This window comes from Agromyces badenianii, assembly GCF_003070885.1.
In the GTDB taxonomy this organism is placed as follows: domain Bacteria; phylum Actinomycetota; class Actinomycetes; order Actinomycetales; family Microbacteriaceae; genus Agromyces; species Agromyces badenianii.
The window spans coordinates 1245417-1270382 of record NZ_CP028913.1 but is presented as its reverse complement, the minus strand read 5'-3'; the positions used below and the strand labels follow the sequence as shown (position 1 = coordinate 1270382).

Annotated in this window: 19 protein-coding genes and 3 rRNA genes; all 22 read right to left on the bottom strand. The window is 66.3% G+C overall.

Annotated elements, in window-relative coordinates:
- Positions 1-65: 65 nt before the first annotated feature.
- The 22 genes from DCE93_RS06040 to DCE93_RS05930 all read right to left on the bottom strand — a co-directional run bounded on the left by DCE93_RS06040 (position 66) and on the right by DCE93_RS05930 (position 24605).
- Entirely contained in the window at positions 66-983 is a 918-nt protein-coding gene (locus DCE93_RS06040; RefSeq protein ID WP_168186173.1) for a CHAD domain-containing protein, read from the bottom strand.
- A 76-nt stretch (positions 984-1059) separates the two neighbouring features.
- The gene (locus DCE93_RS06035; RefSeq protein WP_244284250.1) at positions 1060-1776 is read right to left on the bottom strand and encodes a DUF4166 domain-containing protein; all 717 of its coding nucleotides are present in this window, start codon (positions 1774-1776) and stop codon (positions 1060-1062) included.
- Entirely contained in the window at positions 1773-2417 is a 645-nt protein-coding gene (locus DCE93_RS06030) for an SRPBCC family protein (RefSeq protein ID WP_146184946.1), read from the bottom strand. Before DCE93_RS06030 ends, DCE93_RS06035 begins: the two co-directional genes overlap by 4 nt.
- Positions 2418-2424: 7 nt before the next feature.
- On the bottom strand, positions 2425-3939 hold the full coding sequence (der, locus tag DCE93_RS06025) for a ribosome biogenesis GTPase Der (RefSeq protein WP_108595085.1): 1515 nt from the start codon (positions 3937-3939) through the stop codon (positions 2425-2427).
- 40 nt (positions 3940-3979) lie between these two features.
- Positions 3980-4672 carry a (d)CMP kinase gene (gene cmk / locus DCE93_RS06020; RefSeq protein ID WP_420836968.1) on the bottom strand — a complete coding sequence of 231 codons (693 nt, stop codon included), beginning with the start codon at positions 4670-4672 and terminating at the stop codon, positions 3980-3982.
- Complete coding sequence (locus DCE93_RS06015; RefSeq protein WP_108595084.1) at positions 4669-5751, bottom strand: prephenate dehydrogenase; 1083 nt, start codon at positions 5749-5751, stop codon at positions 4669-4671. Before DCE93_RS06015 ends, cmk begins: the two co-directional genes overlap by 4 nt.
- Positions 5748-6545: a pseudouridine synthase gene (locus DCE93_RS06010; RefSeq protein ID WP_108595083.1), complete on the bottom strand. Its 798-nt coding sequence runs from the start codon at positions 6543-6545 to the stop codon at positions 5748-5750. Before DCE93_RS06010 ends, DCE93_RS06015 begins: the two co-directional genes overlap by 4 nt.
- Positions 6538-7206: an SMC-Scp complex subunit ScpB gene (gene scpB / locus DCE93_RS06005; protein ID WP_205647486.1), complete on the bottom strand. Its 669-nt coding sequence runs from the start codon at positions 7204-7206 to the stop codon at positions 6538-6540. Before scpB ends, DCE93_RS06010 begins: the two co-directional genes overlap by 8 nt.
- 16 nt (positions 7207-7222) lie before the next feature.
- A complete protein-coding gene (locus tag DCE93_RS06000) occupies positions 7223-8050 on the bottom strand; it encodes a segregation and condensation protein A (RefSeq protein ID WP_244284278.1) in 828 nt (275 codons plus the stop codon).
- 91 nt (positions 8051-8141) lie between these two features.
- The gene (locus DCE93_RS05995) at positions 8142-9026 is read right to left on the bottom strand and encodes a ParA family protein (RefSeq protein ID WP_108595081.1); all 885 of its coding nucleotides are present in this window, start codon (positions 9024-9026) and stop codon (positions 8142-8144) included.
- Positions 9027-9068: 42 nt separating this feature from the next.
- Positions 9069-9971: a site-specific tyrosine recombinase XerD gene (gene xerD, locus DCE93_RS05990; RefSeq protein ID WP_108596619.1), complete on the bottom strand. Its 903-nt coding sequence runs from the start codon at positions 9969-9971 to the stop codon at positions 9069-9071.
- A complete protein-coding gene (locus DCE93_RS05985) occupies positions 9968-10642 on the bottom strand; it encodes an NUDIX domain-containing protein (RefSeq protein WP_108595080.1) in 675 nt (224 codons plus the stop codon). The genes xerD and DCE93_RS05985 overlap by 4 nt, the downstream gene beginning before the upstream one ends.
- Entirely contained in the window at positions 10635-12416 is a 1782-nt protein-coding gene (locus tag DCE93_RS05980) for a CTP synthase (protein WP_108595079.1), read from the bottom strand. The genes DCE93_RS05985 and DCE93_RS05980 overlap by 8 nt, the downstream gene beginning before the upstream one ends.
- A gap of 50 nt (positions 12417-12466) precedes the next feature.
- Entirely contained in the window at positions 12467-14167 is a 1701-nt protein-coding gene (recN, locus tag DCE93_RS05975) for a DNA repair protein RecN (RefSeq protein ID WP_108595078.1), read from the bottom strand.
- A gap of 12 nt (positions 14168-14179) precedes the next feature.
- Complete coding sequence (locus DCE93_RS05970; RefSeq protein ID WP_165906161.1) at positions 14180-15145, bottom strand: NAD kinase; 966 nt, start codon at positions 15143-15145, stop codon at positions 14180-14182.
- Positions 15100-15909, bottom strand: a complete 810-nt coding sequence (locus tag DCE93_RS05965) for a TlyA family RNA methyltransferase (protein WP_108595076.1) — start codon at positions 15907-15909, stop codon at positions 15100-15102. Before DCE93_RS05965 ends, DCE93_RS05970 begins: the two co-directional genes overlap by 46 nt.
- A gap of 3 nt (positions 15910-15912) precedes the next feature.
- Entirely contained in the window at positions 15913-16107 is a 195-nt protein-coding gene (locus DCE93_RS05960; protein ID WP_108595075.1) for a hypothetical protein, read from the bottom strand.
- Positions 16108-16208: 101 nt separating this feature from the next.
- The gene (locus DCE93_RS05955) at positions 16209-17240 is read right to left on the bottom strand and encodes an HAD-IIA family hydrolase (RefSeq protein ID WP_420836967.1); all 1032 of its coding nucleotides are present in this window, start codon (positions 17238-17240) and stop codon (positions 16209-16211) included.
- Entirely contained in the window at positions 17215-19050 is a 1836-nt protein-coding gene (locus DCE93_RS14765; protein ID WP_244284249.1) for a primosomal protein, read from the bottom strand. Before DCE93_RS14765 ends, DCE93_RS05955 begins: the two co-directional genes overlap by 26 nt.
- Positions 19051-19170: 120 nt before the next feature.
- Positions 19171-19287 (bottom strand): 5S ribosomal RNA (rrf, locus tag DCE93_RS05940).
- 213 nt (positions 19288-19500) lie between these two features.
- Positions 19501-22605 (bottom strand): 23S ribosomal RNA (locus tag DCE93_RS05935).
- A gap of 471 nt (positions 22606-23076) precedes the next feature.
- Positions 23077-24605: ribosomal RNA gene (locus tag DCE93_RS05930) — 16S ribosomal RNA — on the bottom strand.
- The 16S, 23S and 5S rRNA genes sit together here, the layout of an rRNA operon.
- Between the last annotated feature and the right edge of the window lie 361 nt (positions 24606-24966).

The following is a 24966-nucleotide window of genomic DNA, read 5'->3' as shown; positions in this document are numbered from 1 at the left end:
ATGGATTCGCGATGGGATTCCGCATCAGCGCGACGGGATTCCGCGTCAGCGCGACGGATTCCGCGTCAGCGCGACGACCACGAGCGCGCGGCACGACGCAGCGCCCGCACCGCGTGGTCGAATCCCGGGGGTCGGTCGGCGAGGGGTTCGTCGGCTGCGGGGTCGAGCTGTTCCAGTGCGTGCGCGGGTCCGCCGGCATGCGCGGCGTGGGCGGCCGCCCGGCGCATGTACTCGGCGAAGAGCATCTGGTCGCGATGGTCGCCGAGCACGTCGTGCAGAGCCTTCCCTGCATCCGCGAGCTCTTGCGCAGCGTCGCCGAAGAGGGCGACCGGCTCGTCGATGACCGCCTCCGCGACGTAGCGAAGACGACGGCCGGCCTTCCGGGCGGCGTGCAGGCGTTCCAGGTCGCTGCTCGCGCTCGCGCGTGAGGCGCGGCGCACCGCTCGTCGTGCCTCCCGTTCGAGCAGGCGGGCGAGCACGGGTCGAGCCGGCTCATCGGCCTCCGGCATCAGCGGTGTCTCGGTGAGGAACTCGGTGAGAGCGGTGCGCCGCTCGGTCGCGCGCGGCATCCGCTGCCGATCGACGAAGCGCGCATGGGCGAGACGGTGGGCCTCGACGTCCTCATCGATGAGTCTGGCCCGGGACACTTCGAGTTCGGCAGGGTCGAGGTCGCCCGCCTCCCTTGCCTTCTCGAGGCTGCGCCGAGCCGCCTGCAGGCGCACCTCAAGGTCGCGTACGGTGCCGAGTTCACGGCCCAGCTCCCGATACCGGCGGCGCAGGGCGCGCACGACGGCCGCATCGAACAGCGGCTCGTAGGCGGCCAGCACGCTGCGCAGCCGGCGCACATGCGTTCGCAGTTGATGCACCGCGTCCGGGTCGTCGGCCAGTGCCGGCGATTCGAGTTCATCGAGTCGCCGACTGATCGCGCTCAGCGCCGCGAGCACCGCCGTGCCGGCGTCGCAATCCCGATCGACCCCGCCCATGGCGCCATCGTAGGCACGTCCGTGCCGCAGCAATCCGACTTTCGGCCGGTTGGCCTCGACCGATCGCAGTCTTTGCTCAGTACCGGGACTCATGTCGTTTCGGCAGCACGTGCCGTGGCACCGCGGGTGCCTCGGGGAACTCGCACGTGAACCAGCCCTCGTAGCCGAAGAGGAAGCCGAAGACGCGATTGCGCACTTCGAGCTTCACCCGATAGACCCCGGAATCCTCGTCGAACCCCTCCCGCAGCTCGGCATACCCCGAGAACAGCATGGGAAACCGGAAGTCGATCCATCCCTCACGGAATCGCTGCGTGCCCGAGCGCAGCAACAGCGATCCGTCGGGCTCGACCGTGAGGCCCAGGTCGACGGCCAGGTGCTGGTGCGTGCCGAGGTAGTCGACCACCGTGCCGCGTCGAGGGTCGATCACCATGGTCGCGTCGAAGCGGCTCACGCGCCGTCGCCCTGGGACGCGGTACTCGCGCACGAACGTCACGGTCTCCCGACCGAATGGGTCGAGGTACGCGTGGTTCTCGATCGTGAACGGCACATCGCTGCCGACATCCGGGATCAGGATGTTCCGAAGCCGCCCGACCTGCAGAAACGGCACCGTCCACCACGGGCCCCGGCGCACGCGCGTCATCACCCCACGGCCGATGCAGGCGTACCGGGCGTCGAGCGAGACACCGAATCGGCGCTGCATCATCGGGTGAAGCCGCTCGAACCCGTCACCGAGTGCGCGCGGGAACACGGGGCCGACGGTCGAGAGGCCGAGCTGCTCGGAGGCCTCGGTCACGGCTCCTCCAGGTCGGCGAGAGAAGCGGGCTGGTGCGCGAACACACCCCGCGGTGGGGGCGTCATGCGACATCGCCGAGCCGACGGTCGATCACGCCGCCAGAACATGATGACGGATGTCACGGGCCATCGTTCGGGCTCCACGCCGGTCTCCGCCCAGATCCGAAGTCGGTCGAAGCTCCACGCCGTCATCCACCGAACGAACGGGCGGATGACCCGGTCGGCCGTTGGCCCGAAACCCGGTTCATAGTCGTACCTGGTGATGAACCGCACGCCCTCGGGCGTCGGCACGTACCGCCAGTACCCTCGTCCGGCACGCAGCGGCGACCACCGGTCATCCGTGTCGAACCGCAGTGCCGACGTCGCGCCACCGTCGGCATTCGACCGTTCTCCGAGCGAGACGCCCGTGCCTTCGATGGTGTGCATGCCGAGTGACCGCGTGTAGGAGAACCGGCGGCCACCGCCCGGAAGACTCGATTGCGGCACGATCGAGGAGAAGCGAAGATCCCATCGCGGGTGCAGGGCGGGATCCTGCGTGAGCCGCCACAGCTCGTCGAACTCGGCACGCACCAGTACCTCGACGTAGATGCCGCGGGCACCCGGCTCCGACCCCGCATGGGAACGAGTCGGGCGCCGCGGCATCCGTGACCTACCTTGCGCGCTCGCGCCGCTCGCGCACGCGCATGTTGATGACGATCGGCGAACCCTCGAAGCCGTAGATCTCGCGCAGACGCCGCTGGATAAACCGGCGGTAACCCGGGTCGAGGAAGCCGGTCGTGAACAGCACGAATGTCGGCGGGCGGCTCGCCGCCTGCGTGCCGAACAGGATTCGAGGCTGTTTGCCGCCGCGCACCGGGTGCGGGTGCTCCTGCGTCAGCTCGGTGAGGAAGGCGTTGAACTTGCCGGTCGGAATGCGGGTGTCCCACGATTCGAGCGCGGTTTCGAGGGCCGGCACGAGCTTCTCGAGGTGACGGCCGGTCTTCGCCGAGATGTTCACGCGCGGCGCCCAGGCGACGTGGTGCAGGTCCTGATCGATCTCGCGCTCGAGGTAGCGGCGACGTTCGTCGTCGAGCAGGTCCCACTTGTTGTAGGCGAGCACGAGCGCGCGACCCGACTCGAGCACGAGGTCGATGATGCGCACGTCTTGTTCGGAGATCGGCTGCGAGACATCCAGCAGCACGACCGCGACCTCGGCCTTCTCGAGCGCCGCCTGGGTGCGCAGCGAGGCGTAGAAGTCGGCACCCTGCTGCAGGTGCACGCGACGACGGATGCCGGCGGTGTCGACGAAGCGCCAGATCTTGCCGCCGAGCTCGATCTGCTCGTCGACGGGGTCGCGCGTGGTGCCCGCGAGCTCGTTGACGACGACCCGCTCCTCGCCGGCCGCCTTGTTCAAGAGGCTCGACTTGCCGACGTTCGGGCGGCCGAGGATCGCGACGCGGCGCGGGCCGCCGAACTCGTCCTTCGCGACGGCCGAGACCTGCGGCAGCACCTTGAAGACGGCTTCGAGCATGTCGGCGACGCCGCGACCGTGCAGGGCGGAGACAGGGTACGGTTCGCCGAGGCCGAGGTTCCAGAGCGCGGCCGCCTCGGGCTCCTGCCGGGCGTCGTCGACCTTGTTGGCGAGCAGGAAGACGGGCTTGTTCGTCTTGCGGAGCAGCCGCACGACGTGCTCGTCGGTCGAGGTCGCGCCCACAGTCGCGTCGACCACGAAGAGCACGACGTCGCAGAGGTCGATCGCGACCTCGGCCTGCGCGGCGACCGAGGCGTCGATGCCCTTCGCGTCGGGCTCCCACCCGCCGGTGTCGACGAGCGTGAACCGCCGGTCGAGGTAATCGCCCTTGTACGACACGCGGTCGCGCGTGACACCCGGCGTGTCTTCGACGACGGCTTCGCGGCGACCCAGGATTCGGTTGACGAGGGCCGACTTGCCGACGTTGGGGCGACCGACGATCGCGATGACGGGCAAGGCGGGGAGGTAGCGGATGCCCTCCTCGCCCTCCTCCGAGATCTCGAGCACCTCGAGGTCGTCGTCGTCGAGTTCGTAGTCGGAGAGCCCCGAGCGCAACGCGGCAGCGCGCTGCTCGGCGAGCTCGTCATCGACGTCGGCGAGACGCTCCGCGAGGTCGTCGTCGGGAGCGTCGAAGTCTTCGCTCTGGTCGGTCATGGTGTCTCCTCTGAAGTCTGTGTGCCCGGTCGCGTCGCGACTACGGTGCGAGCGCCGGTTGCGCTGCGCGGATCACGCCGATCACCGCGTCGACCGTCTGGTCGAAGTCGAGTTCGGTGGAATCGACGGTGGTGACGCCGTCTGCCGCGGTCATGAAGTCCACGACTTTGGAATCGGCCGCATCGCGCTTCCGCAGCTGCTCCCCCACTGCCTCGGCCGAGGATCCGGCGAGTTCGGCGGAGCGCCTGCCCATTCTAACCGCTTCGGATGCTGTGAGGAGGATGCGAACCGGGGCATCGGGGGCTACCACGGTGGTGATGTCGCGCCCTTCGACGATGATGCCCGGTGCGTCGGTGGCCGCCATGATCGAGCGGAACAGTTCGATGAGGTGCCGGCGCACCTCGGGCACGCGGGCCACAGCGCTGACCACCGCGGAGATCTGCGGGTCGCGAATGGCGTCGGTCACGTCGACGTCGCCGACGTGCACGGCGTACCCGCTCGGGTCGGTGCCGATGCGGCAGTCGAAGGAGTCGAGGCACGAGACGACGGATGCCGCATCAGCGGTGTCGACACCGGATGCCTCGACGTGCCATGCCAACGCCCGGTAGGCGGCCCCGGTGTCGAGGAAGGCGAAGTCGAGCCGGCGCGCGACCTCCTTCGACACGCTCGACTTGCCGCTGCCGGCCGGGCCGTCGACGGCCACGACGAACGGAATGACGGGTGGCACGTTCAACCTGCAATCCGCCAGCCGCGCGCGGCCAGCTCGTCGGTGAGGTGCTGCAGCACCTCTGGAAGCACCGAGATCTCGGCGAGGCCCACCTGCGCGCCCGGCGAGTGCTCGAGTCGCAGGTCTTCGATGTTCGCGCCCGCATCGCCGACGTCGTTGAAGAGACGCGCGAGCTGGCCGGGCCTGTCGTCGACCATGACGATGAGGCTCGAGTACCGTCGGTCGACGCCGTGCTTGCCGGGCAACCGCTCGACACCGGTGTTGCCGCCGAAGAGCTCCTCGGCGACGCGTCGTCGAGCGCCCGGGGCATCCATGTTGTCGAGCGCGTCGATGAACCGGTCGAGGTCGTCGCGGTAGCCGCGGAGGATCTCGGCGACCGGTGCGGCGTTCTGGCCGAGGATCTGCACCCAGAGCTCGGGATCGCTCGCGGCGACGCGCGTGACGTCGCGGAGGCCCTGCCCGGCGAGGTTCACCGAGGCGTGCGGGGCCTCGATGAGGCGCCGAGCCATGAGGCTCGAGACGACCTGCGGCACGTGGGAGACGAGGGCGACGGCGGCATCGTGCTGCTCGGGCGTGAGCTCCACGAGGGTGGCGCCCAGGTCGAGGATGAGGTCGTCGATCGCCGATCCGTCTTGGTACGAGATGCCGCCGTGGGCTGCGACCACCCACGGGCGCCCGACGAAGAGGTCGGCGCGGCCCGACATGGGCCCGCCGCGCTCGCGCCCGGCCATGGGGTGGGTGCCGATGTAGCGGGAGAGGTCGGCGCCGCGCGCCTTGAGCTCTTCGTAGACGGCGAGCTTCACGCTCGCGACATCGGTGACGATCGCATCGGGGTACGCATCGAGCTCCGCAGCGACGACGTCGGCGGTGACGTCGGGCGGCACGCACACGACGATCAATTGCGGCCGATCACCGGGCTCGGCGGGCCGGCCGGCTCCGTAGTCGACCGCGATCGCCAGGTGCGTCGGCGACGCGTCGGCGAGGATCACGTCGATGCCCTTCGCGCGCAGCCCGAGCCCGATGCTCGCACCGAGCAGCCCCACACCGACCACGCGAACCGGGCCGGTCAGGCGTGATTCCGTCACGTGTCGTTCCTCTCCCGGCCAGCGTCCGCGGCGCGGGAGATGGTGAGCAGCTGGCCGAGCTCCACTTTAGTCAACTCGCGCATCTGACCCGATCGGAGGGTGCCGAGGTTGAGTGGCCCGAAGCTGCGACGCACCAGGTCGACGACCGGATGCCCGACGGCGTCGAGCATTCGGCGCACGATGCGGTTGCGGCCGGAGTGCAGGGTCAGTTCGACCATCGAGTGCCGGTCGTCGCCCTGCTGCTGCAGCACGCGGGCACGGTCGGCCTTGATCGGCCCGTCTTCGAGTTCGACGCCGTTCTTCAGCTGTTGCACGACCTGCGGGGTCACCCGCCCGGTGACCTTCGCGATGTACGTCTTCGAGACGCCGAACGAGGGGTGTGCGAGCACGTGGGCGAGGTCGCCGTCGTTCGTGAGCAGCAGCAGCCCGCTCGTCTCCGCATCGAGGCGTCCGACGTTGAAGACCCGCTCCTCGAGCTCGGCCGTAAACCGGGTGAGATCGGGCCGGCCCTGTTCGTCGCGCATCGACGAGACCACGCCGCGCGGCTTGTTCAGCATGTAGTACCGCTTCGCGGGGTCGAGCTGCACGGCGACTCCGTCGACCGCCACGAGGTCGGTCTCGGGGTCGATGCGCCGGCCGAGCTCGGTGACCACTTCGCCGTTCACCACGACGCGGCCCTCGACGATGTACTGCTCCGAGACCCGGCGGCTCGCGACGCCCGCCGCGGCGAGCACCTTCTGCAGGCGTACGCCCTCGGGGGAGGGTTCGCCGCCCCAACCGGTTGCGTCAGTCAAAATCGAATCCTTCCTGGCCGTCGTCGAGCAACGGCGAGATGTGCGGCAGCTCGTCGAGCGAGTTGATGCCGAGGTTCGTGAGCAGCAGCTCCGTCGTGCCGTAGAGGATCGCCCCGGTCTCGGGGTCGGTGTCGACCTCGGTTACGAGTCCGCGACCGAGCAGCGTGCGCACCACGGAATCCACGTTCACCGCGCGGATCGACGCCACCTGCGATCGTGAGATCGGCTGCTTGTACGCGATCACCGAGAGCGTCTCGAGCGCGGCTTGCGAGAGCCGCGTCGACGACTGCGTCAGCACGAAGTCCGCGACGAGGGTGTCGTACTCGGCACGCACGTAGAAGCGCCAGCCGCCGCCGACCTCGCGAAGCTCGAAACCGCGGCGGATGCTTCGCTGATCCGGCTCCTCGGCGACATCGGTTCTGGGCTCGCCCGAGCCGCCGGTGCCGTCGTAGTCGGCTCGCAGCCTCGTGATCGCAGCGCGCACCTCGGCGACCGGGCGCGCGACCGCGGCCGCGAGGGAGACGACGCTCTGCGGCTCGTCGGCGATGAAGAGGATCGCCTCGAGCGCGCGGTCGAGGTCGAGCCGCGGCTGGCCGGGCACGTCGAGCGGCGTCGAGATCGACAGTTCGGGCCCATCGCCCTGCGCTTGATCGGTCGTCATCGCCGATGCATCCGTCTCACTCGTCATAGTCAGCCCCCAGGCTCTCGAGGTTCTCATCCGACCAGGTCTCGGCCGACCATCGCAGCGTCAGTTCGCCGAGCGGTTCCAGTTGCTCGAACCCGATCGCCGCGTGGCGGTAGAGCTCGAGCACCGCGAGGAACCTGGCGACGACGACACCGGGCTGACCGACGCCCGCGATGAGCTGGCGGAAGGTGACCGGGTCTCCGCGTCGGAGCACCGCAACGACGTGCGCGGCCTGTTCGCGGATCGACACGAGCGGCGCGTGCAGGTGATCGAGGCCGACGACCGGAATCTCCCGCGGCGTGAGCGCGAGCGTCGCGAGCGCGGCGAAGTCCTCGGCCGAGAGCGTCCACAGGAGTTCGGGGGCGCGCTGACGGAACTTCTCCTCGAGGCGCACATTGCGAGCGTGCCGGAGGGATTCCCGCTCGAGGTGCGCCGAGAACCAGCGAGCGGCCTCTTTGAACGCCCGGTACTGCAGCAACCGCGCGAACAGCAGATCGCGTGCCTCGAGCAGGGCGACGTCTTCCGCGTCGACGAGCTCGCCCTGCGGGAGGAGCCCGGCGACCTTCAAGTCGAGCAGTGTCGCCGCGACGACGAGGAACTCCGACGCCCGGTCGAGCTCCTCCTCGGAGTCGAGGCCGCGCAGGTACGAGATGAACTCGTCGGTGACCGCCGACAGCGAGACCTCGGTGATGTCGAGCTCGTGCTTCGTGATGAGCGAGAGCAGCAGATCGAACGGACCCTCGAAGTTCGTGAGGGCGACCCGGAACCCCTGCTCGTCATGTGGTGCGGCTTCGGCCGGCTCCACGGTGGCCGGCTCCACAGCGGTCGGCTCCACGGTGGCCGGCTCTGCGCCGGACGGCTCTGCGCCGAGCTGGGCGGCAGCGGCGTGCTGTTCGGGGGCCGAAGCCGCCTCAGGCGACCGCGCCACGGAACACCAGCTCCCTGGCGAGCTGCCGGTACGCCTTCGACGCCTGGTGCTCGGGAGCGAACTCGGTGATGGGGGCGCCGGCGACCGACGCGTCGGGGAACTTCACGGTGCGCGTGATGACGGTCTCGAGCACCTTGTCGCCGAAGGCGTCGACGACGCGCTCGAGCACCTCTCGGGAGTGCAGGGTGCGGGAGTCGTACATCGTCGCCAGAATGCCGTCGAGCTGGATGGTCGGGTTCAGCCGGTCGCGCACCTTGTCGATCGTCTCGATCAGCAGGGCGACGCCTCGAAGCGCGAAGTACTCGCACTCGAGCGGGATCACGACACCATGGCTCGCCGTGAGCGCGTTCACCGTGAGCAGGCCGAGCGACGGCTGGCAGTCGATGAGGATGACGTCGTAGTCGGCCGACACCCGGCGCAGCACGCCGGCGAGGATCTGCTCGCGGGCGACCTCGGTGACCAGGTGCACCTCGGCGGCGGAGAGATCGATGTTCGCCGGGATCACGTCGAGGCCCTCGACGCTCGTCTTCTGGATCACGTCGGCGGGGTCGAGGGTGCGCGAGAGCAGCAGGTCGTAGATCGTGGGCACGTCGTGGGTCGGCACTCCGAGTCCGGCGGAAAGCGCGCCCTGCGGGTCGAAGTCGATCGCGAGCACTCGGCGGCCGTATTCTGCGAGCGTGGCGCCGAGGTTGATCGTCGTGGTCGTCTTGCCGACGCCGCCCTTCTGGTTGCAGAGGGCGATGATGCGCGCGGGGCCGTGCGTGGTGAGCGACACGGGCTCGGGGAATTCACGGTAGGGACGACCAGTGGGACCGAGCTCTGGTGGAAGCGGTGCCTCTCCCTCGGCTGCGTGCTTCTGGTGCGTCACGTGTCGTCTTCTCTCCTGGACCGGTCGGGTGCTTGGTCGATTCTAGCGAGCACGTGGGTGGGCCGCCGTGTACATCTCCCGGAGTGTATCGGCTGTGACGAGGGTGTAGATCTGCGTCGTCGCGACCGAAGAATGGCCGAGCAGCTCCTGAACGACGCGCACATCGGCCCCGCCCTCGAGCAGATGCGTTGCAAATGAGTGCCGCAGGGTGTGCGGCGAGACGGATGTCGCGAGCCCCGCCGTCTCGGCCGCATCCCGGATCGCCTCCCACGCCGCCTGACGCGACAACCGCTTGCCGCGCACCCCGAGGAAGAGCGCGGGCGTCGCGATGCCCCGCGCGGAGAGCAGAGGGCGGGCACGCACGAGGTAGGCGTCGACGGCCCGCCGCGCGTAGCTGCCGAGCGGCACGATGCGCTGCTTGCCGCCCTTGCCGAAGAGCCGCACCACCTCCTGGTCGACGAGATCGTCGACGTTCAGCGAGACGGCTTCCGAGACGCGCGCACCGGTCGCGTAGAGCAGCTCGAGCAGGGCGGTGTCGCGCAGATCGGTGGGCTCATCGCCCCCGGCCGCGGTGATGAGGGCCTCGACGTCATCGACGGGGATGGCCTTCGGCAGCCGCATCGGCAGTTTCGGGGGGCGCAGCTCACGCGAGACGTCGGCCGGCACGAGCCCCTCATCCGCCAGGAATCGGTGCAGACCGCGCACGGTCGAGAGCACCCGCGCGATGGAGGAGGTCGCGAGCGGCGGCACGCGTTCGGCACCGAGGAACCGCACGAAGTCGCCGAGGTCCTGCTCGGTGACGGCTGCAGGCCCGCCGATGCCGTTGGAACTCAGCCAATCGGCGTAGATCACGAGGTCGCGTCGATACGAGGAGACGGTGTTCTGCGCAAGTCCCCGCTCCACGGCGAGATGCCGCAGGTAGTCGTCGACCGGCGTTCGGGTCATCTGCCCGACGGCTCCGAGCGCCCCACGGCTCGGCCGGGCCACGGGGCATCCGCCTCACCGAGTGTCGACCACCCTCGCGCCCGCGCCGCGGCCGCGGCGAGCACCGCGATCGACAGCGGTGCGTTGTGGATGCGCCGGTCGAGCACGGCGTCGACGCAGTCGTCGAGGGCGACCCACCGGGTCTCCATGTCCGCCTCTTCGCCTTCGCGGGCGAACGCCTCGGCCGCCGCCGTGAGCCCCCTGGCCAGGTAGACCCGGATCACCTCGTCGCTGCCACCTGGCGAGGTCGCGAAGTCGGTGAGCACCGCCCACTCGGATGCCTCGAGATCGGCTTCCTCGGCCAGTTCGCGCTTCGCGGCCGCGAGCGGGGACTCGCCGTCGACGTCGAGGAGCCCTGCGGGAATCTCCCAATCGCGCAGGCGCACGGGGTGGCGGTACTGCTTGATCAGGAGCGCACGGTCTTCGTCGTCGAGGGCGAGCACGCCGACGGCGCCGGTGTGGTCCATGTACTCGCGCACGATGGTCTCACCGCCGAACTCGAAGGCATCGCGGCGGATGTCCCACACGCGTCCGTCGAAGACCCGTTCGCTCGCCACGATGGGCACCTCGACCCGTTCGTCGGCGAGCGGCTCGAGCCGCTCGCCGACGCCCGTGTCGCGGGAATCAGCCATGGTTGACGTCGAAGAGCAGGCTCGCCTGCTGGCGCTCGAGCGCAGCCCCGACGAGTCCGCGGAAGAGCGGGTGCGCGTCGTTCGGGCGGCTGCGCAGCTCGGGGTGCGCCTGGGTGCCGACGTAGAACGGGTGCACGTCGCGGGGCAGCTCGACGAACTCGACGAGGTGCCGGTCGGGCGACATGCCCGAGAACGACAGCCCCGCGTCGGCGATGCGGTCGCGGTAGGCGTTGTTGACCTCGTAGCGGTGGCGGTGACGCTCGGAGACCTCGGTCGAGCCGTAGAGCTCGGCTGCGATCGAGCCCTCGGCGAGCTTGGCCGGGTAGAGACCGAGTCGCATCGTGCCGCCGAGGTCGCCGCCAGCGATGATCTCGACCTGCTCCTCCATCGTCGCGATGACCGGGTAGGTCGTGTCGGGGTCGAACTCGCTCGACGAGGCGCCCGGCAGGCCGGCCACATTGCGGGAGTACTCGATGACCATGCACTGCAGTCCGAGGCAGAGGCCGAGCACGGGGAGGCCGTTCTCACGGGCGAAGCGCAACGCGCCGAGCTTGCCCTCGATGCCGCGAACGCCGAAGCCGCCGGGCACGCAGATGCCGTCGAGGTGCGCGAGGTGCTTCTGCGCCCCCTCGGGCGTCTGGCACTCGTCGGACGGGATCCACTCGATGTTGACCTTCGTGTCGTTGGCGAAGCCGCCGGCGCGCAGCGCCTCGGTGACCGAGAGGTAGGCGTCGGGCAGGTCGATGTACTTGCCGACGAGACCGATCGTGACCTCGTGCTTCGGCTCGTGCACGACACCGAGCAGCTCCCTCCAACCCGACCAGTCGACCTCGTCTGCGTGGAGGCCGAGCGCATCGATGATGTAGGCGTCGAGTCCCTGGTCGTGCAGCATCGTGGGAATGTCGTAGATCGACGACACGTCGATCGCGTTCACGACGGCCCGCTCATCGACGTCGCACATGAGGGCGATCTTGCGCTTGTTCGATTCGGTGACGGGTCGGTCGCTGCGGAGCACGAGCGCGTCGGGCTGGATGCCGATTGAGCGCAGCGCTGCGACGGAGTGCTGCGTGGGCTTCGTCTTCTGCTCGCCCGATGCGCCCATGAACGGCACGAGCGAGACGTGCACGAAGAAGACGTTCTTGCGACCGAGTTCGTGACGCACCTGGCGAGCGGACTCGATGAACGGTTGCGACTCGATGTCGCCGACCGTGCCGCCGATCTCGGTGATGATGACGTCGGGCTTCGGCGTCTCGGAGGCTTGCAGCCGCATGCGCCGCTTGATCTCGTCGGTGATGTGCGGGATGACCTGCACGGTGTCACCGAGGTATTCGCCCCTGCGCTCTTTGGCGATGACCGTCGAATAGATCTGGCCGGTCGTGACGTTCGCCGCCTGGCTCAGGTTGATGTCGAGGAATCGTTCGTAGTGCCCGATGTCGAGATCGGTCTCGGCACCGTCGTCGGTGACGAAGACCTCACCGTGCTGGAACGGGTTCATCGTTCCAGGATCCACATTGAGATAGGGATCGAGTTTCTGCATGACGACCCTGAGGCCCCTGGCAGTCAAGAGATTGCCGAGGCTCGCCGCCGTGAGTCCCTTGCCCAACGAAGAAACGACACCACCGGTCACGAAGATGTGCTTGGTCTCGCCGTTTGAAGGCTCAGGGTTCGAATTGTCTGTGCTCGAAGGAGCTGTTCCGCGTTCATCCACCACGGGCTTATAGTCTAACCCACGTTCCCGGTCGTTCGGCCCGACATGCCCCACGCGCTCCCCCATCTCGTCTCGGGATCGCGTCGATCCCGCCTGACACGCGGCCGTCGGCCGCGTCACGCCGCGCGGTCCGCGGCGATCTCCAACAACTCCCGCGCATGCGCGAGCCCGCTCGCCGAATCCGTCAGACCCGACAACAGCCGGGCCATCTCGGCCTCGCGTTCGGTACCGACGAGTTGGCGCACACTCGACGACGTGACCTGCCCATCGGTGCCCTTGACGACACTCAGGTGGTTCGTCGCGAACGCCGCGACCTGCGCGAGGTGCGTCACGACGATGACCTGCGAACGCTCGGCGAGCCGGGCCAGTCGTCGGCCGATCTCGATGGCCGCGCCGCCGCCGACGCCCGCGTCGACCTCGTCGAAGACGAAGGTGGGCACCGGGTCGTTGCCGGCGATGACGACCTCGATCGCGAGCATCACCCGAGACAGCTCGCCGCCGGACGCCCCGCGGGACACCGGCCTGGGCTCGGCGCCCGGGTGCGGACGCAACAGGATCGAGACGGCGTCGCGCCCGTGCGTGGTCGCGTCGCCGGTCGATTCGACGACGACCGCGAGCTGCGCGTCGGGCATCGCGAGTGCCGCGAGCTCGGCGGTCACTGCGGTGGCGAGCCGACCGGCGGCCTCGGTGCGCAATTCGCTCAGTGTGCTCGCGAGGCGGTCGACCTCCGCTTCGAGCGCGGCGACGGATGCCTCGAGGACCTCGATGCGCTCGTCGTCGCTGTCGAGTTCGACGAGCCGCAACCCGCCGTTGCGCCGGAACTCGAGCACGTCGTCGAGGCCGCCTCCGTGGCGGCGCACGAGGGCACCGAGCAACGCGCGTCGCTCCTGCACGATCTCGAGTTCGCGCGCCCCGTCTGCATCGAGGCCGGCGAGGTATCCCGAGAGTTCGGCGGCCGCGTCGGCGAGCAGGAAGCCCGCGTTCGTCAGCATCTCGCTGATCGGTTGCAGCGCGGCGTCGTGCTCGGCCACTCGCTCGAGTTGGCGACGGGCACCGTCGACGAGTGCGACGGCGTCGGGCACATCGTCGACGACGTCTTCGGCCGAGATCAACGCGCGCGCCTGGGCTGCGGCGAGCCGCAGTTCTTCGAGGTTCGAGAGCCGGTCTGCCCGCTCGTGGAGTTCGACGTCTTCGCCGGGCTGCGGGTCGGCAGCTTCGACCTCGTCGAGCGCAGCGCGCAGTTCGTCGGCCTCACGTGCCCTGGCCTCGTGATCGGCGCGCAGGCGGTCGAGCTCCGCGGCATCCGTTCGCCAGGCCGTGAAGGCCGTGCGGTACTCATCGAGCACCGCCTGCAGGCCGGGCCCGGCGAATCGGTCGAGCGCCTCGCGCTGGGCCGCCGCAGACCGGAGTCGTTGCTGGTCGGCCTGACCGTGCACGACGACGAGTTGGTCGCCGAGCTCGGAGAGCACGCCGACGGGAGCACTTCGACCGCCGACGACGGCACGGCTGCGCCCCTCGGCCGAGACGGAACGACCGAGCAGCAGCTCGCCGGCCTCGACCTCGCCGCCGGTCTCTGCGACCCGTTCGGCGATGGCGCCGTCACCGGGCACGAGCCAGCGCCCTTCGACCCAGGCCTGCTTGGCGCCGGCGCGTACCGAGCCCGCATCGGCCCGCGCGCCGAGCAGGAGTCCGAGTGCGGTCACCACCATCGTCTTGCCGGCACCGGTCTCACCCGTCACCGCCGTGAAGCCTGCGCCGAGCGGAAGCGTCGCCTCGGCGATGACGCCGAGGTCGCGGATGCCGAGCTCCTCAATCACTGGTGCCCTCGATCATTGCCCACCCTCGCTCACGCCCGGCCCTCTCCACCCGGTGACCGGGAGTTGGAACTTGTTCACGAGCCGGTCGGTGAACGGCGCTTCGTGCAGTCGGGCGAGCCGCACCGGCACCGGAGACTTGCGCACGATCACGCGTGCACCGGGCGGCAGCTCGTAGGTGCGACGGCCGTCGCACCAGATGACCGCGGATGCCTCGGTGCGCTGCAGGATCTCGACCGCGAGCGATGACTCCGGACCGACCACGAGCGGCCGCGCGAAGAGGGCGTGGGCGCTGAGCGGCACGAGCAGGAGCGCCTCGAGGCTCGGCCACACGACCGGCCCCCCGGCCGAGAACGAGTAGGCGGTCGAGCCCGTCGGCGTCGACATGACGACGCCGTCGCAGCCGAATGAGGAGAGCGGGCGGCGGTCGACCTCGATGACGACCTCGAGCATGCGCTCGCGCTCGGCCTTCTCGACGGTCACCTCGTTGAGCGCCCAGCTCTCGTAGACGACGTCGTTGCCGACCTTCGCGCGCACCGAGAGCGTCATGCGCTCTTCGACCGTGTAGTCACGTGCGAGCGCCCGGCCGACGGTGTACCCGAGGTCGTCGCGCTCGCTTTCGGCGAGGAACCCGACGTGACCGAGGTTCACGCCGAGGAGCGGCACGGGGTGATCGCGCATGATCTCGGCCGCCCGGAGGATCGTGCCGTCGCCGCCAAGCACGATGACGAGCTCGATTCGCGTGGGATCGGTCTCTTCGAACCGTTCGACCGCACCGTTGAGCTCGGGCACGAAGTCGTGCACGTCGTCCCAGTGCTCTGCGGCGATGACCGGCACTGCGCCGGCGGCGAGCAACTGCGCGCACACCTCGCTCGTCGCTTCGAGCGCGGATCGTCGGCCGGTGTGCGAGACCACCAGGAAGCGCCGTGCGTCACTCACGCCTTCGCCCTCCCCGTCAGTTCGTCGACCAGACCTGTCCATTCTGTCGGATTCGAGCCGCGCGTAGCGCTCAGATGCACGAGGTATTCGAGGTTTCCGTGACCGCCCGCGATTGGGGAGGACAGGATGCCGGCGGTGCCGAGTCCTTCGTCGAAGGCCGCCCAGAGCACCGTCGAGACCGCCTCGGCGCGGAGACCGGGGTCGCGCACCACACCCTCGCGCACTCCCCCGCGGCCCACCTCGAACTGCGGCTTGACGAGCAGCACGAAGTCCGCGTCATCCGTCGCCGTGGCTCGCAGCGCGGGCAGCACCACAGTGAGAGAGATGAACGAGAGGTCGGCGACGACGAGCGACGGGCGCTCGGCGACCCCCGTCAGTTCGGCGAGGCGCGCGGCGTCGAGGTGGCGCACGTTGCATCCCTCGACGAGCACGAGGCCGGGCGTGCCCGCGAGTTCGGGGGCGAGCTGATCGTGCCCGACGTCGACCGCGAGCACCCGGCGGGCGCCCCGCTCGAGCAGCACCTGGCTGAACCCGCCGGTCGAGGCGCCCGCATCGAGCGCGACTCGGCCCGCCACCTCGACGCCGAACCCGTCGAGGCCGGCGATGAGCTTGTGCGCCGCCCGACTGACGTAGTGATCGGATGACGCGACCTCGAGCAGAGCCTCGTCGCCGACCTTCGACGCGGCCTTGACGACCGGCCGGCCGTCGACGGTCACGACGCCCGATGCGATGAGCGTGGCCGCGTGCGTGCGAGACCTGGCGAGTCCGCGTGCCGCGAGGGCGGCGTCGAGTCGTTGTTCGACCATGCGTCAGGAGCGCAGCGAGGGATCGGAGTGCTCGAGCTGGGTGCGCAGCTGATCGGCGAGGGCCTGGTAGCCCTCGGCGCGCTCGGCGAGCGGTCGCGCTTCGATCTCGGCGAGCACACCGGGCACCGACGCGGATGCCCCGTCGGGCTCTGCCGCGATCGTCTCAGCCTCGGCGGGTCGACCGGTTTCAGCGCTCACCCTTCAACGCTACCTCGACCTGCCGACGCTCCGGTGAACGCCGGACCGCGGGCACGGACTGATCCGACGAAAACGGCGACGGTCGCGAGGGCCCGTAGGGCTCAGCTGTAGAGTCGCGCCGGAACGTCGAGCACGTGGATGCCGATCCCCGAGTCCCAGATCGCCGCGCACGCCGCGCGGAGCAGGTCGAGCTGGTTCCCGCCGTCGTCGACGATCTCGACGCGGTTGCCCGCGACTCGCACGCGAGCCGCTCCGACGCGCGTCACGCCGCGAGCCTGCTCGGTCGCCGGGTACGGTTCGTGCAGGCCGGCGAGGTCGGCGAGGATGAAGTCGGGCCGACTCGACGCAGGCGCTGCGAGCACCTGCTTCGCACGGTCGATGCCGGTGAGCACGAGCGCACTCAACATGCCGGCACGCCTCGCCCCGAGGATGTCGGTGTCGAGCCGGTCGCCGACCATGAGCGGCTGCTCGGCGGCGAAGCGACGTCGGGCCTCGTCGAAGATCGGCGTCTCGGGCTTTCCCGCGACCAGCGGAAACCGCCCGACTGCGGTGTGCACTGCCGAGACGAGGGTGCCGTTACCGGGCGCGATGCCGCGAGCGACCGGGATCGTCCAGTCCATGTTCGTCGCGATCCAGGGAATGCCCGGGTTCGCGGCATCCGGCCCGCCCTCGACGCGCAGCGCGAATGACGCCTCGGCCAGTTCGCGCCAGCCGATCTCGGGAGTGAAGCCCTGCACGACGGCGTCGGGCCCGTCGTCGGCCGAACGCGTGATGCGATACCCGCGCTTGTCGAGCTCGGCGGTGATGCCCTCGCCGCCGATGACGAGCACGAGGGCGCCCGGCGCCACGTGCTCGCCGAGCAGGGTCATCGCCGCCTGCGGCGACGTCACGACATCGCTCGACTCGACATCGAGGCCGAGATCGGCGAGATGACGGGCGACGGATGCATCGCTGCGCGACGCGTTGTTCGTGATGTAGCCGACAGCCCGGTGCTGCTTCGCGAGGTTCAGGCTGTCGACGGCGTGCGGAATCGCGTGCGCGCCCGCGTAGACCACGCCGTCGAGATCCGCGAGCACCGCGTCCACCCCGTCGAGCGGGGTGGACGACTCAGTCTTCGCGCGGAACAGGCCCACCGGGCGTGCCCTCGTTCTCATCGGCCTCGAGCGCGGCCCCCTCGGCGAGCACCGCCGCCACGTCGTCTTCGAGCACATCGCCGGGGTCACCGTCGAAGTCATCGCCCGCTTCGGGCGCCGGCGCCGGCGCCGGCGCATCGCCGGAATCGGCCGGTGCCGCGACATCCGCATCGTCGGGTTCGACGGATGCCTCGTCCGAGATTGCCTCATCCGAGATTGCCTCATCCGGGAGCTCGTCGATCTCGACCTCGAAGATCTCGATCGACTCGGCCTCGGCCGGGCCGCCCAGGGCCGCCTCCGCCCGGTCTGCGCGAGCGCGCCACGTCGCTGCTTCCGCCGCACGCCCGAGCTCCTCGAGCACCTCGGCATACGCGGAGAAGAGTGCCGGGCTGTACGAGAACGCACGGTCGGGGTCGAGCTGCGGGATCTCGAGTTCGGCAAGAGCGATCTCGGGCTGGCCGAGGTCGAGACGAGCGCCCGACATCGCGATCGCGAGTCCCACCTGCACCGCGGCCGGCAGTGTGCTGCGATCGACCGCACGGCCCACCTCGAGCGCACGGTCGGGTCGACCGACCCCGCGCTCGCTGTCGACCATGAGCGGCAGTTGCTCGTTGCTGCCCGAGATGCGCCGATAGGTGCGCAGTTCGCGGAGAGCGAGCGCGAAGTCGCCCGTCGCGTACGCGGTGATCGCCAAGGTCTCGCGCACTACCGCGATGCGCCCGGCACGGCGCGCAGCCGAGAGCGCGTGCTGGTGCGCGAGCTCGGGGTCGTCATCGAGCAACTCGGATGCCGCGACGAGGTGACGAGCGACCCAGTCCGCGTTCTCCTTGCTCAGGGTCTTCAGCTCGGCGCGGGCGCCCTTGTCGAGATCGCGGGCTTCGATCGACTCGTCGATCTCCGGATCGTCGTGCCGCGGGCGCACCTGCAGCTCGGCTGCCCCGTAGTTCTCGCGCGGTGCCTCACGCTGCTCGTCGCGTGCACCCGTACGGCCGCCGCCCCGGGGCGCGTCGCCGTAGGGCTTCCGGTCGCCGTAGGGACGCTTCGCGTCACGGTCACCATAGGGACGCTTCGCGTCACGGTCACCGTAGGGCTTCTTGTCGCCGTACGGCTTATTGTCGCGGTCGCCATACGGCTTCTTGTCACGGTCCCCGTACGGACGCTTCGCGTCGCGATCACCGTAGGGCTTCTTGTCGCCGTACGGCTTATTGTCGCGGTCACCGTAAGGACGCTTCGCGTCACGATCGCCGTAGGGCTTCTTGTCGCGGTCGCCGTAGGGCTTCTTGTCGCGGTCGCCGTAGGGCTTCTTGTCGCGGTCGCCATACGGCTTCTTGTCGCGGTCGCCATACGGCTTCTTGTCATCGCGATCACCGTAGGGACGCTTCGCGTCACGATCGCCGTAGGGCTTCTTGTCGCGGTCGCCGTACGGACGCTTCGCATCACGGTCGCCATACGGCTTCTTGTCATCGCGATGACCGTACGGCTTCTTCGCGTCGCGATCACCGTAGGGCTTCTTGTCGCGGTCGCCGTACGGACGCTTCGCATCACGGTCGCCATACGGCTTCTTGTCGCGGTCGCCGTACGGGCGCTTCGCATCACGGTCGCCATACGGCTTCTTGTCGCGGTCGCCATACGGGCGTTTCGGAGCGGAACCGTCACGAGCTCCGGATCCCGATCGTCCAGAAGCGGGCCGGCCGCCGGCGGCACCTCCGCGAGCGGCAGATCCACGGGCCGACGAATCAGCGCCCTGGCTTCGCTGATCGCGCCGATCAGGACGCCCCTGATCCGCCGAGTCCTGCCTGGAGTCGCTCACGATAATCCCGTCGTGTGTGGAGTTCCCATGGAACTCAACCGTAATGCGGGCCACACTGTGAGGTGCCCCGTTAACGAAGAATGGCCACCCGTCTTCGGGTGGCCATTCTCCTCAATGATTGTCCGGCGGTGTCCTACTCTCCCACAGGGTCGCCCCTGCAGTACCATCGGCGCTGCGAGTCTTAGCTTCCGGGTTCGGAATGTGTCCGGGCGTTTCCCTCGCGCTATGGCCGCCGAAACTCTTGCCACACCTCGCCCGCCACATGTTGTGGGGTGGGTGTGTGGTCTCGGTTGCCTGACACCACCAACCACACGGGTTGGGGGTGCACAGGTGTCTGTGTTGTGTTGTGTTGGGTTTCCGTCTGAAGGGAACCACAGAGTGGACGCGAGCGTATCTTGGGCCACACACACGGCCTTTACTTGAATGAGTTCAAATCGTGTGAGTGTAGTGATTATCAAGTTATCGGCTTATTAGTACCGGTCAGCTGCGACAGTCGTTAGTCCTGTCTTCCACATCCGGCCTATCAACCCAGTCGTCTGGCTGGGAGCCTCTCCCCCGAAGGGATGGAAATCTCATCTCGAGGCCGGCTTCCCGCTTAGATGCTTTCAGCGGTTATCCATCCCGAACGTAGCTAACCAGCGGTGCTCCTGGCGGAACAACTGGCACACCAGAGGTTCGTCCAACCCGGTCCTCTCGTACTAGGGTCAGATCCTCTCAAATTTCCTACGCGCGCAGCGGATAGGGACCGAACTGTCTCACGACGTTCTAAACCCAGCTCGCGTACCGCTTTAATGGGCGAACAGCCCAACCCTTGGGACCTACTCCAGCCCCAGGATGCGACGAGCCGACATCGAGGTGCCAAACCATGCCGTCGATATGGACTCTTGGGCAAGATCAGCCTGTTATCCCCGAGGTACCTTTTATCCGTTGAGCGACAGCGCTTCCACAAGCCACTGCCGGATCACTAGTCCCGACTTTCGTCCCTGCTCGACCTGTCAGTCTCACAGTCAAGCTCCCTTGTGCACTTACACTCGCCACCTGATTGCCAACCAGGTTGAGGGAACCTTTGGGCGCCTCCGTTACTTTTTGGGAGGCAACCGCCCCAGTTAAACTACCCACCAGGCACTGTCCCTGAACCGGATTACGGTTCGAAGTTAGATATCCAGAGTGACCAGAGTGGTATTTCAACAATGACTCCACCGACACTAGCGTGCCAGCTTCACAGTCTCCCACCTATCCTACACAAGCCACACCGAACACCAATACCAAGCTGTAGTAAAGGTCACGGGGTCTTTCCGTCCTGCTGCGCGTAACGAGCATCTTTACTCGTAATGCAATTTCGCCGAGTTCGCGGTTGAGACAGCTGGGAAGTCGTTACGCCATTCGTGCAGGTCGGAACTTACCCGACAAGGAATTTCGCTACCTTAGGATGGTTATAGTTACCACCGCCGTTTACTGGGGCTTAAATTCTCAGCTTCGCCTTGCGGCTAACCGGTCCTCTTAACCTTCCAGCACCGGGCAGGCGTCAGTCCGTATACATCGTCTTGCGACTTAGCACGGACCTGTGTTTTTAGTAAACAGTCGCTTCCCACTGGTCTCTGCGGCCCTGCAGCGCTTCCCGGAGCAAGTCCGTTCACGCCTTAGGCCCCCCTTCTCCCGAAGTTACGGGGGCATTTTGCCGAGTTCCTTAACCACGATTCTCTCGATCTCCTTGGTATTCTCTACCTGACCACCTGAGTCGGTTTGGGGTACGGGCGGCTTGAACCTCGCGTCGATGCTTTTCTCGGCAGCATAGGATCACCCACTTTTCATCCGCATCGCGTCTCAGCCATCATGAGCGACGGATTTGCCTATCGCTCGGCCTACACGCTTGCCCCGGGTCAACCATCGCCCGGGTTGGGCTACCTTCCTGCGTCACACCTGTTAATACGCTCACTCCACCAGATGGGGTCGCATGCCGCCCCGCGCATCACCCCGAAGGGATCCGTGCGGCTTGGGATGCTTAGCACTCCTGATTTCATGTGGGCGGTTCTTCGCCGGTACGGGAATATCAACCCGTTGTCCATCGACTACGCCTGTCGGCCTCGCCTTAGGTCCCGACTTACCCAGGGCAGATTAGCTTGACCCTGGAACCCTTGGTCTTCCGGAGGACGGGTTTCTCACCCGTCTTTCGCTACTCATGCCTGCATTCTCACTCGTGTGGCCTCCACGGCTGGTTCACACCGCCGCTTCACTGCCCACACGACGCTCTCCTACCCATCAACACGGCTGGACCACGAAGGCCTACCATTAATGTCAATGCCACAACTTCGGTGGCGTGCTTGAGCCCCGTTACATTGTCGGCGCGGAATCACTTGACCAGTGAGCTATTACGCACTCTTTCAAGGGTGGCTGCTTCTAAGCCAACCTCCTGGTTGTCTGTGCAACTCCACATCCTTTCCCACTTAGCACGCGCTTAGGGACCTTAGTTGGTGGTCTGGGTTGTTTCCCTCTCGACGATGAAGCTTATCCCCCACCGTCTCACTGCTGCGCTCTCACTTACCGGCATTCGGAGTTTGGCTGACGTCAGTAACCTTTTAGGGCCCATCGGCCATCCAGTAGCTCTACCTCCGGCAAGAAACACGCAACGCTGCACCTAAATGCATTTCGGAGAGAACCAGCTATCACGAAGTTTGATTGGCCTTTCACCCCTATCCACAGCTCATCCCCTCCATTTTCAACTGAAGTGGGTTCGGTCCTCCACGACGTCTTACCGTCGCTTCAACCTGGCCATGGATAGATCACTTCGCTTCGGGTCTAGGACCTGCGACTGAATCGCCCTATTCAGACTCGCTTTCGCTACGGCTGCCCCTCACGGGTTAACCTCGCCACAGATCACTAACTCGCAGGCTCATTCTTCAAAAGGCACGCTGTCACCCCTACAAGGAGGCTCCAACGGTTTGTAAGCAAACGGTTTCAGGTACTATTTCACTCCCCTCCCGGGGTACTTTTCACCTTTCCCTCACGGTACTTGTCCGCTATCGGTCATCTGGGAGTATTTAGGCTTATCAGGTGGTCCTGACAGATTCACGCGGGATTTCTCGGGCCCCGCGCTACTTGGGATACCTCTCCGGGCCGCCAGGCATTTCGACTACGGGACTCACACCCACTCCGGTCCGGCTTTCAATCCGGTTCGTCTATACCTGACGCGTCACCGTGACTGCACGGCAGTACAGTCCGAAAGGTCCCACAACCCCGACCATGCAACCCCTGCCGGGTATCACACATGGCTCGGTTTAGCCTCTTCCGCGTTCGCTCGCCACTACTAACGGAATCACGGTTGTTTTCTCTTCCTGTGGGTACTGAGATGTTTCACTTCCCCACGTTCCCTCTACCCGCCCTATATATTCAGGCGGGAGTCACCAGGTCACCCAAAGGGCCTGGCGGGGTTTCCCCATTCGGAAATCCTCGGATCACAGCTCGTTTATCAGCTCCCCGAGGCTTATCGCAGATTACGACGTCCTTCTTCGGCTCCAGATGCCAAGGCATCCACCGTTTGCTCTTAGAAACTTGAAATCACATGAGTTTCGATCGAATTCGTGCAGCACCCGAAAGTGCTACGAAATTGACCAGTGAATACGCCAAACAACACCCCGAAGGATGCCCCTTGGCGACTCACCTTTTGTGAAACAGCCCGAAGGCTGCTTCTAAGATGCTCGCGTCCACTATGTAGTTCTCAACAGACGGCCAGAACCCCCACCACCTACCGAATCAAAACCATCGGCATCAGTGAAGGCCTGAAGAAACCATCACCCCCACACCCCGAAAGGGGCGCAGAGTTGTCCGGTCCCTCAGGACCCAACAGCGTGCACGTGCCCGACCGGCCGGCCCCGACCCTTCCAACCACTCCCGAAGAAGCGGCGTACTAGGTCTGAACCATTCAGACGAGCACCTATGTCAATGTTCCACCCATGAGCAACCAGCGAGCCACAAAGGACCCGATCTGGTCTGCACTGCGAAGCCCGAAGACTCCGAGTTGCTCCTTAGAAAGGAGGTGATCCAGCCGCACCTTCCGGTACGGCTACCTTGTTACGACTTAGTCCTAATCACCGATCCCACCTTCGACGGCTCCCTCCACAAGGGTTAGGCCACCGGCTTCGGGTGTTACCGACTTTCATGACTTGACGGGCGGTGTGTACAAGGCCCGGGAACGTATTCACCGCAGCGTTGCTGATCTGCGATTACTAGCGACTCCGACTTCATGAGGTCGAGTTGCAGACCTCAATCCGAACTGAGACCGGCTTTTTGGGATTCGCTCCGCCTTACGACATCGCAGCCCTTTGTACCGGCCATTGTAGCATGCGTGAAGCCCAAGACATAAGGGGCATGATGATTTGACGTCATCCCCACCTTCCTCCGAGTTGACCCCGGCAGTCTCATATGAGTTCCCACCATTACGTGCTGGCAACATACGACGAGGGTTGCGCTCGTTGCGGGACTTAACCCAACATCTCACGACACGAGCTGACGACAACCATGCACCACCTGTATACGAGTGTCCAAAGAGTTCCACATTTCTGCGGCGTTCTCGTATATGTCAAGCCTTGGTAAGGTTCTTCGCGTTGCATCGAATTAATCCGCATGCTCCGCCGCTTGTGCGGGCCCCCGTCAATTCCTTTGAGTTTTAGCCTTGCGGCCGTACTCCCCAGGCGGGGCGCTTAATGCGTTAGCTACGACACGGAAACCGTGGAAAGGTCCCCACATCTAGCGCCCAACGTTTACGGCGTGGACTACCAGGGTATCTAATCCTGTTCGCTCCCCACGCTTTCGCTCCTCAGCGTCAGTTACGGCCCAGAGAACTGCCTTCGCCATCGGTGTTCCTCCTGATATCTGCGCATTCCACCGCTACACCAGGAATTCCATTCTCCCCTACCGCACTCCAGTCTGCCCGTACCCACTGCAGGCCCGAGGTTGAGCCTCGGGATTTCACAGCAGACGTGACAAACCGCCTACGAGCTCTTTACGCCCAATAATTCCGGACAACGCTCGCACCCTACGTATTACCGCGGCTGCTGGCACGTAGTTAGCCGGTGCTTTTTCTGCAAGTACCGTCAAGGAGCAAGCTCCCCTTCTTCCTTACTAAAAGAGGTTTACAACCCGAAGGCCGTCATCCCTCACGCGGCGTTGCTGCATCAGGCTTGCGCCCATTGTGCAATATTCCCCACTGCTGCCTCCCGTAGGAGTCTGGGCCGTGTCTCAGTCCCAGTGTGGCCGGTCACCCTCTCAGGCCGGCTACCCGTCGACGCCTTGGTGAGCCATTACCTCACCAACAAGCTGATAGGCCGCGAGTCCATCCCAGACCGAAAAACTTTCCACCCAAAACCATGCGGTTCCAGGTCCTATCCGGTATTAGCACCGATTTCTCGGAGTTATCCCAGAGTCCAGGGCAGGTTACTCACGTGTTACTCACCCGTTCGCCACTAATCCACCCAGCAAGCTGGGCTTCATCGTTCGACTTGCATGTGTTAAGCACGCCGCCAGCGTTCGTCCTGAGCCAGGATCAAACTCTCCAAAAAAACTGGTTCCAACACCCGAAGGCATTGAGAGTATCAATCACTGACAGAGAAACAACTGACTACTTAGAATCAAATTGTCCATCAATCAAAGGAATCCCACCCGGCCAAAAGACCAGGACAGGGTTCAAAAATTGGCATTGAACATAGTGCACGCTGTTGAGTTCTCAAGGAACGGACGCACCCGGTGCTCGATCCTCATCGGATCGAACTGCCGGAGCTTTTCGTTCTCATTCGGGCATCCTGAAAGGATGGAACCGAAAGCTTCAAACACATGGAGACGATGTCTTCATGGTTTGGGATCTTCGTGCCGCTTGAGGAGGATGAGCTGGATGCTTCTCAGCAGTTCCGCTCTTCCGCTCCT

What these genes read in the sequence shown, in the direction of transcription:
- DCE93_RS06040 (WP_168186173.1), bottom strand. Translation starts at nt 983, where the DNA reads ATGGGCGGGGTCGATCGGGATTGCGACGCCGGCACGGCGGTGCTCGCG.
- DCE93_RS06030 (WP_146184946.1), bottom strand. Translation starts at nt 2,417, where the DNA reads ATGCCGCGGCGCCCGACTCGTTCCCATGCGGGGTCGGAGCCGGGTGCC.
- der (WP_108595085.1), bottom strand. Translation starts at nt 3,939, where the DNA reads ATGACCGACCAGAGCGAAGACTTCGACGCTCCCGACGACGACCTCGCG.
- scpB (WP_205647486.1), bottom strand. Translation starts at nt 7,206, where the DNA reads ATGACGACCGATCAAGCGCAGGGCGATGGGCCCGAACTGTCGATCTCG.
- xerD (WP_108596619.1), bottom strand. Translation starts at nt 9,971, where the DNA reads ATGACCCGAACGCCGGTCGACGACTACCTGCGGCATCTCGCCGTGGAG.
- DCE93_RS05985 (WP_108595080.1), bottom strand. Translation starts at nt 10,642, where the DNA reads ATGGCTGATTCCCGCGACACGGGCGTCGGCGAGCGGCTCGAGCCGCTC.
- DCE93_RS05980 (WP_108595079.1), bottom strand. Translation starts at nt 12,416, where the DNA reads ATGGGGGAGCGCGTGGGGCATGTCGGGCCGAACGACCGGGAACGTGGG.
- DCE93_RS05970 (WP_165906161.1), bottom strand. Translation starts at nt 15,145, where the DNA reads ATGGACAGGTCTGGTCGACGAACTGACGGGGAGGGCGAAGGCGTGAGT.
- DCE93_RS05965 (WP_108595076.1), bottom strand. Translation starts at nt 15,909, where the DNA reads ATGGTCGAACAACGACTCGACGCCGCCCTCGCGGCACGCGGACTCGCC.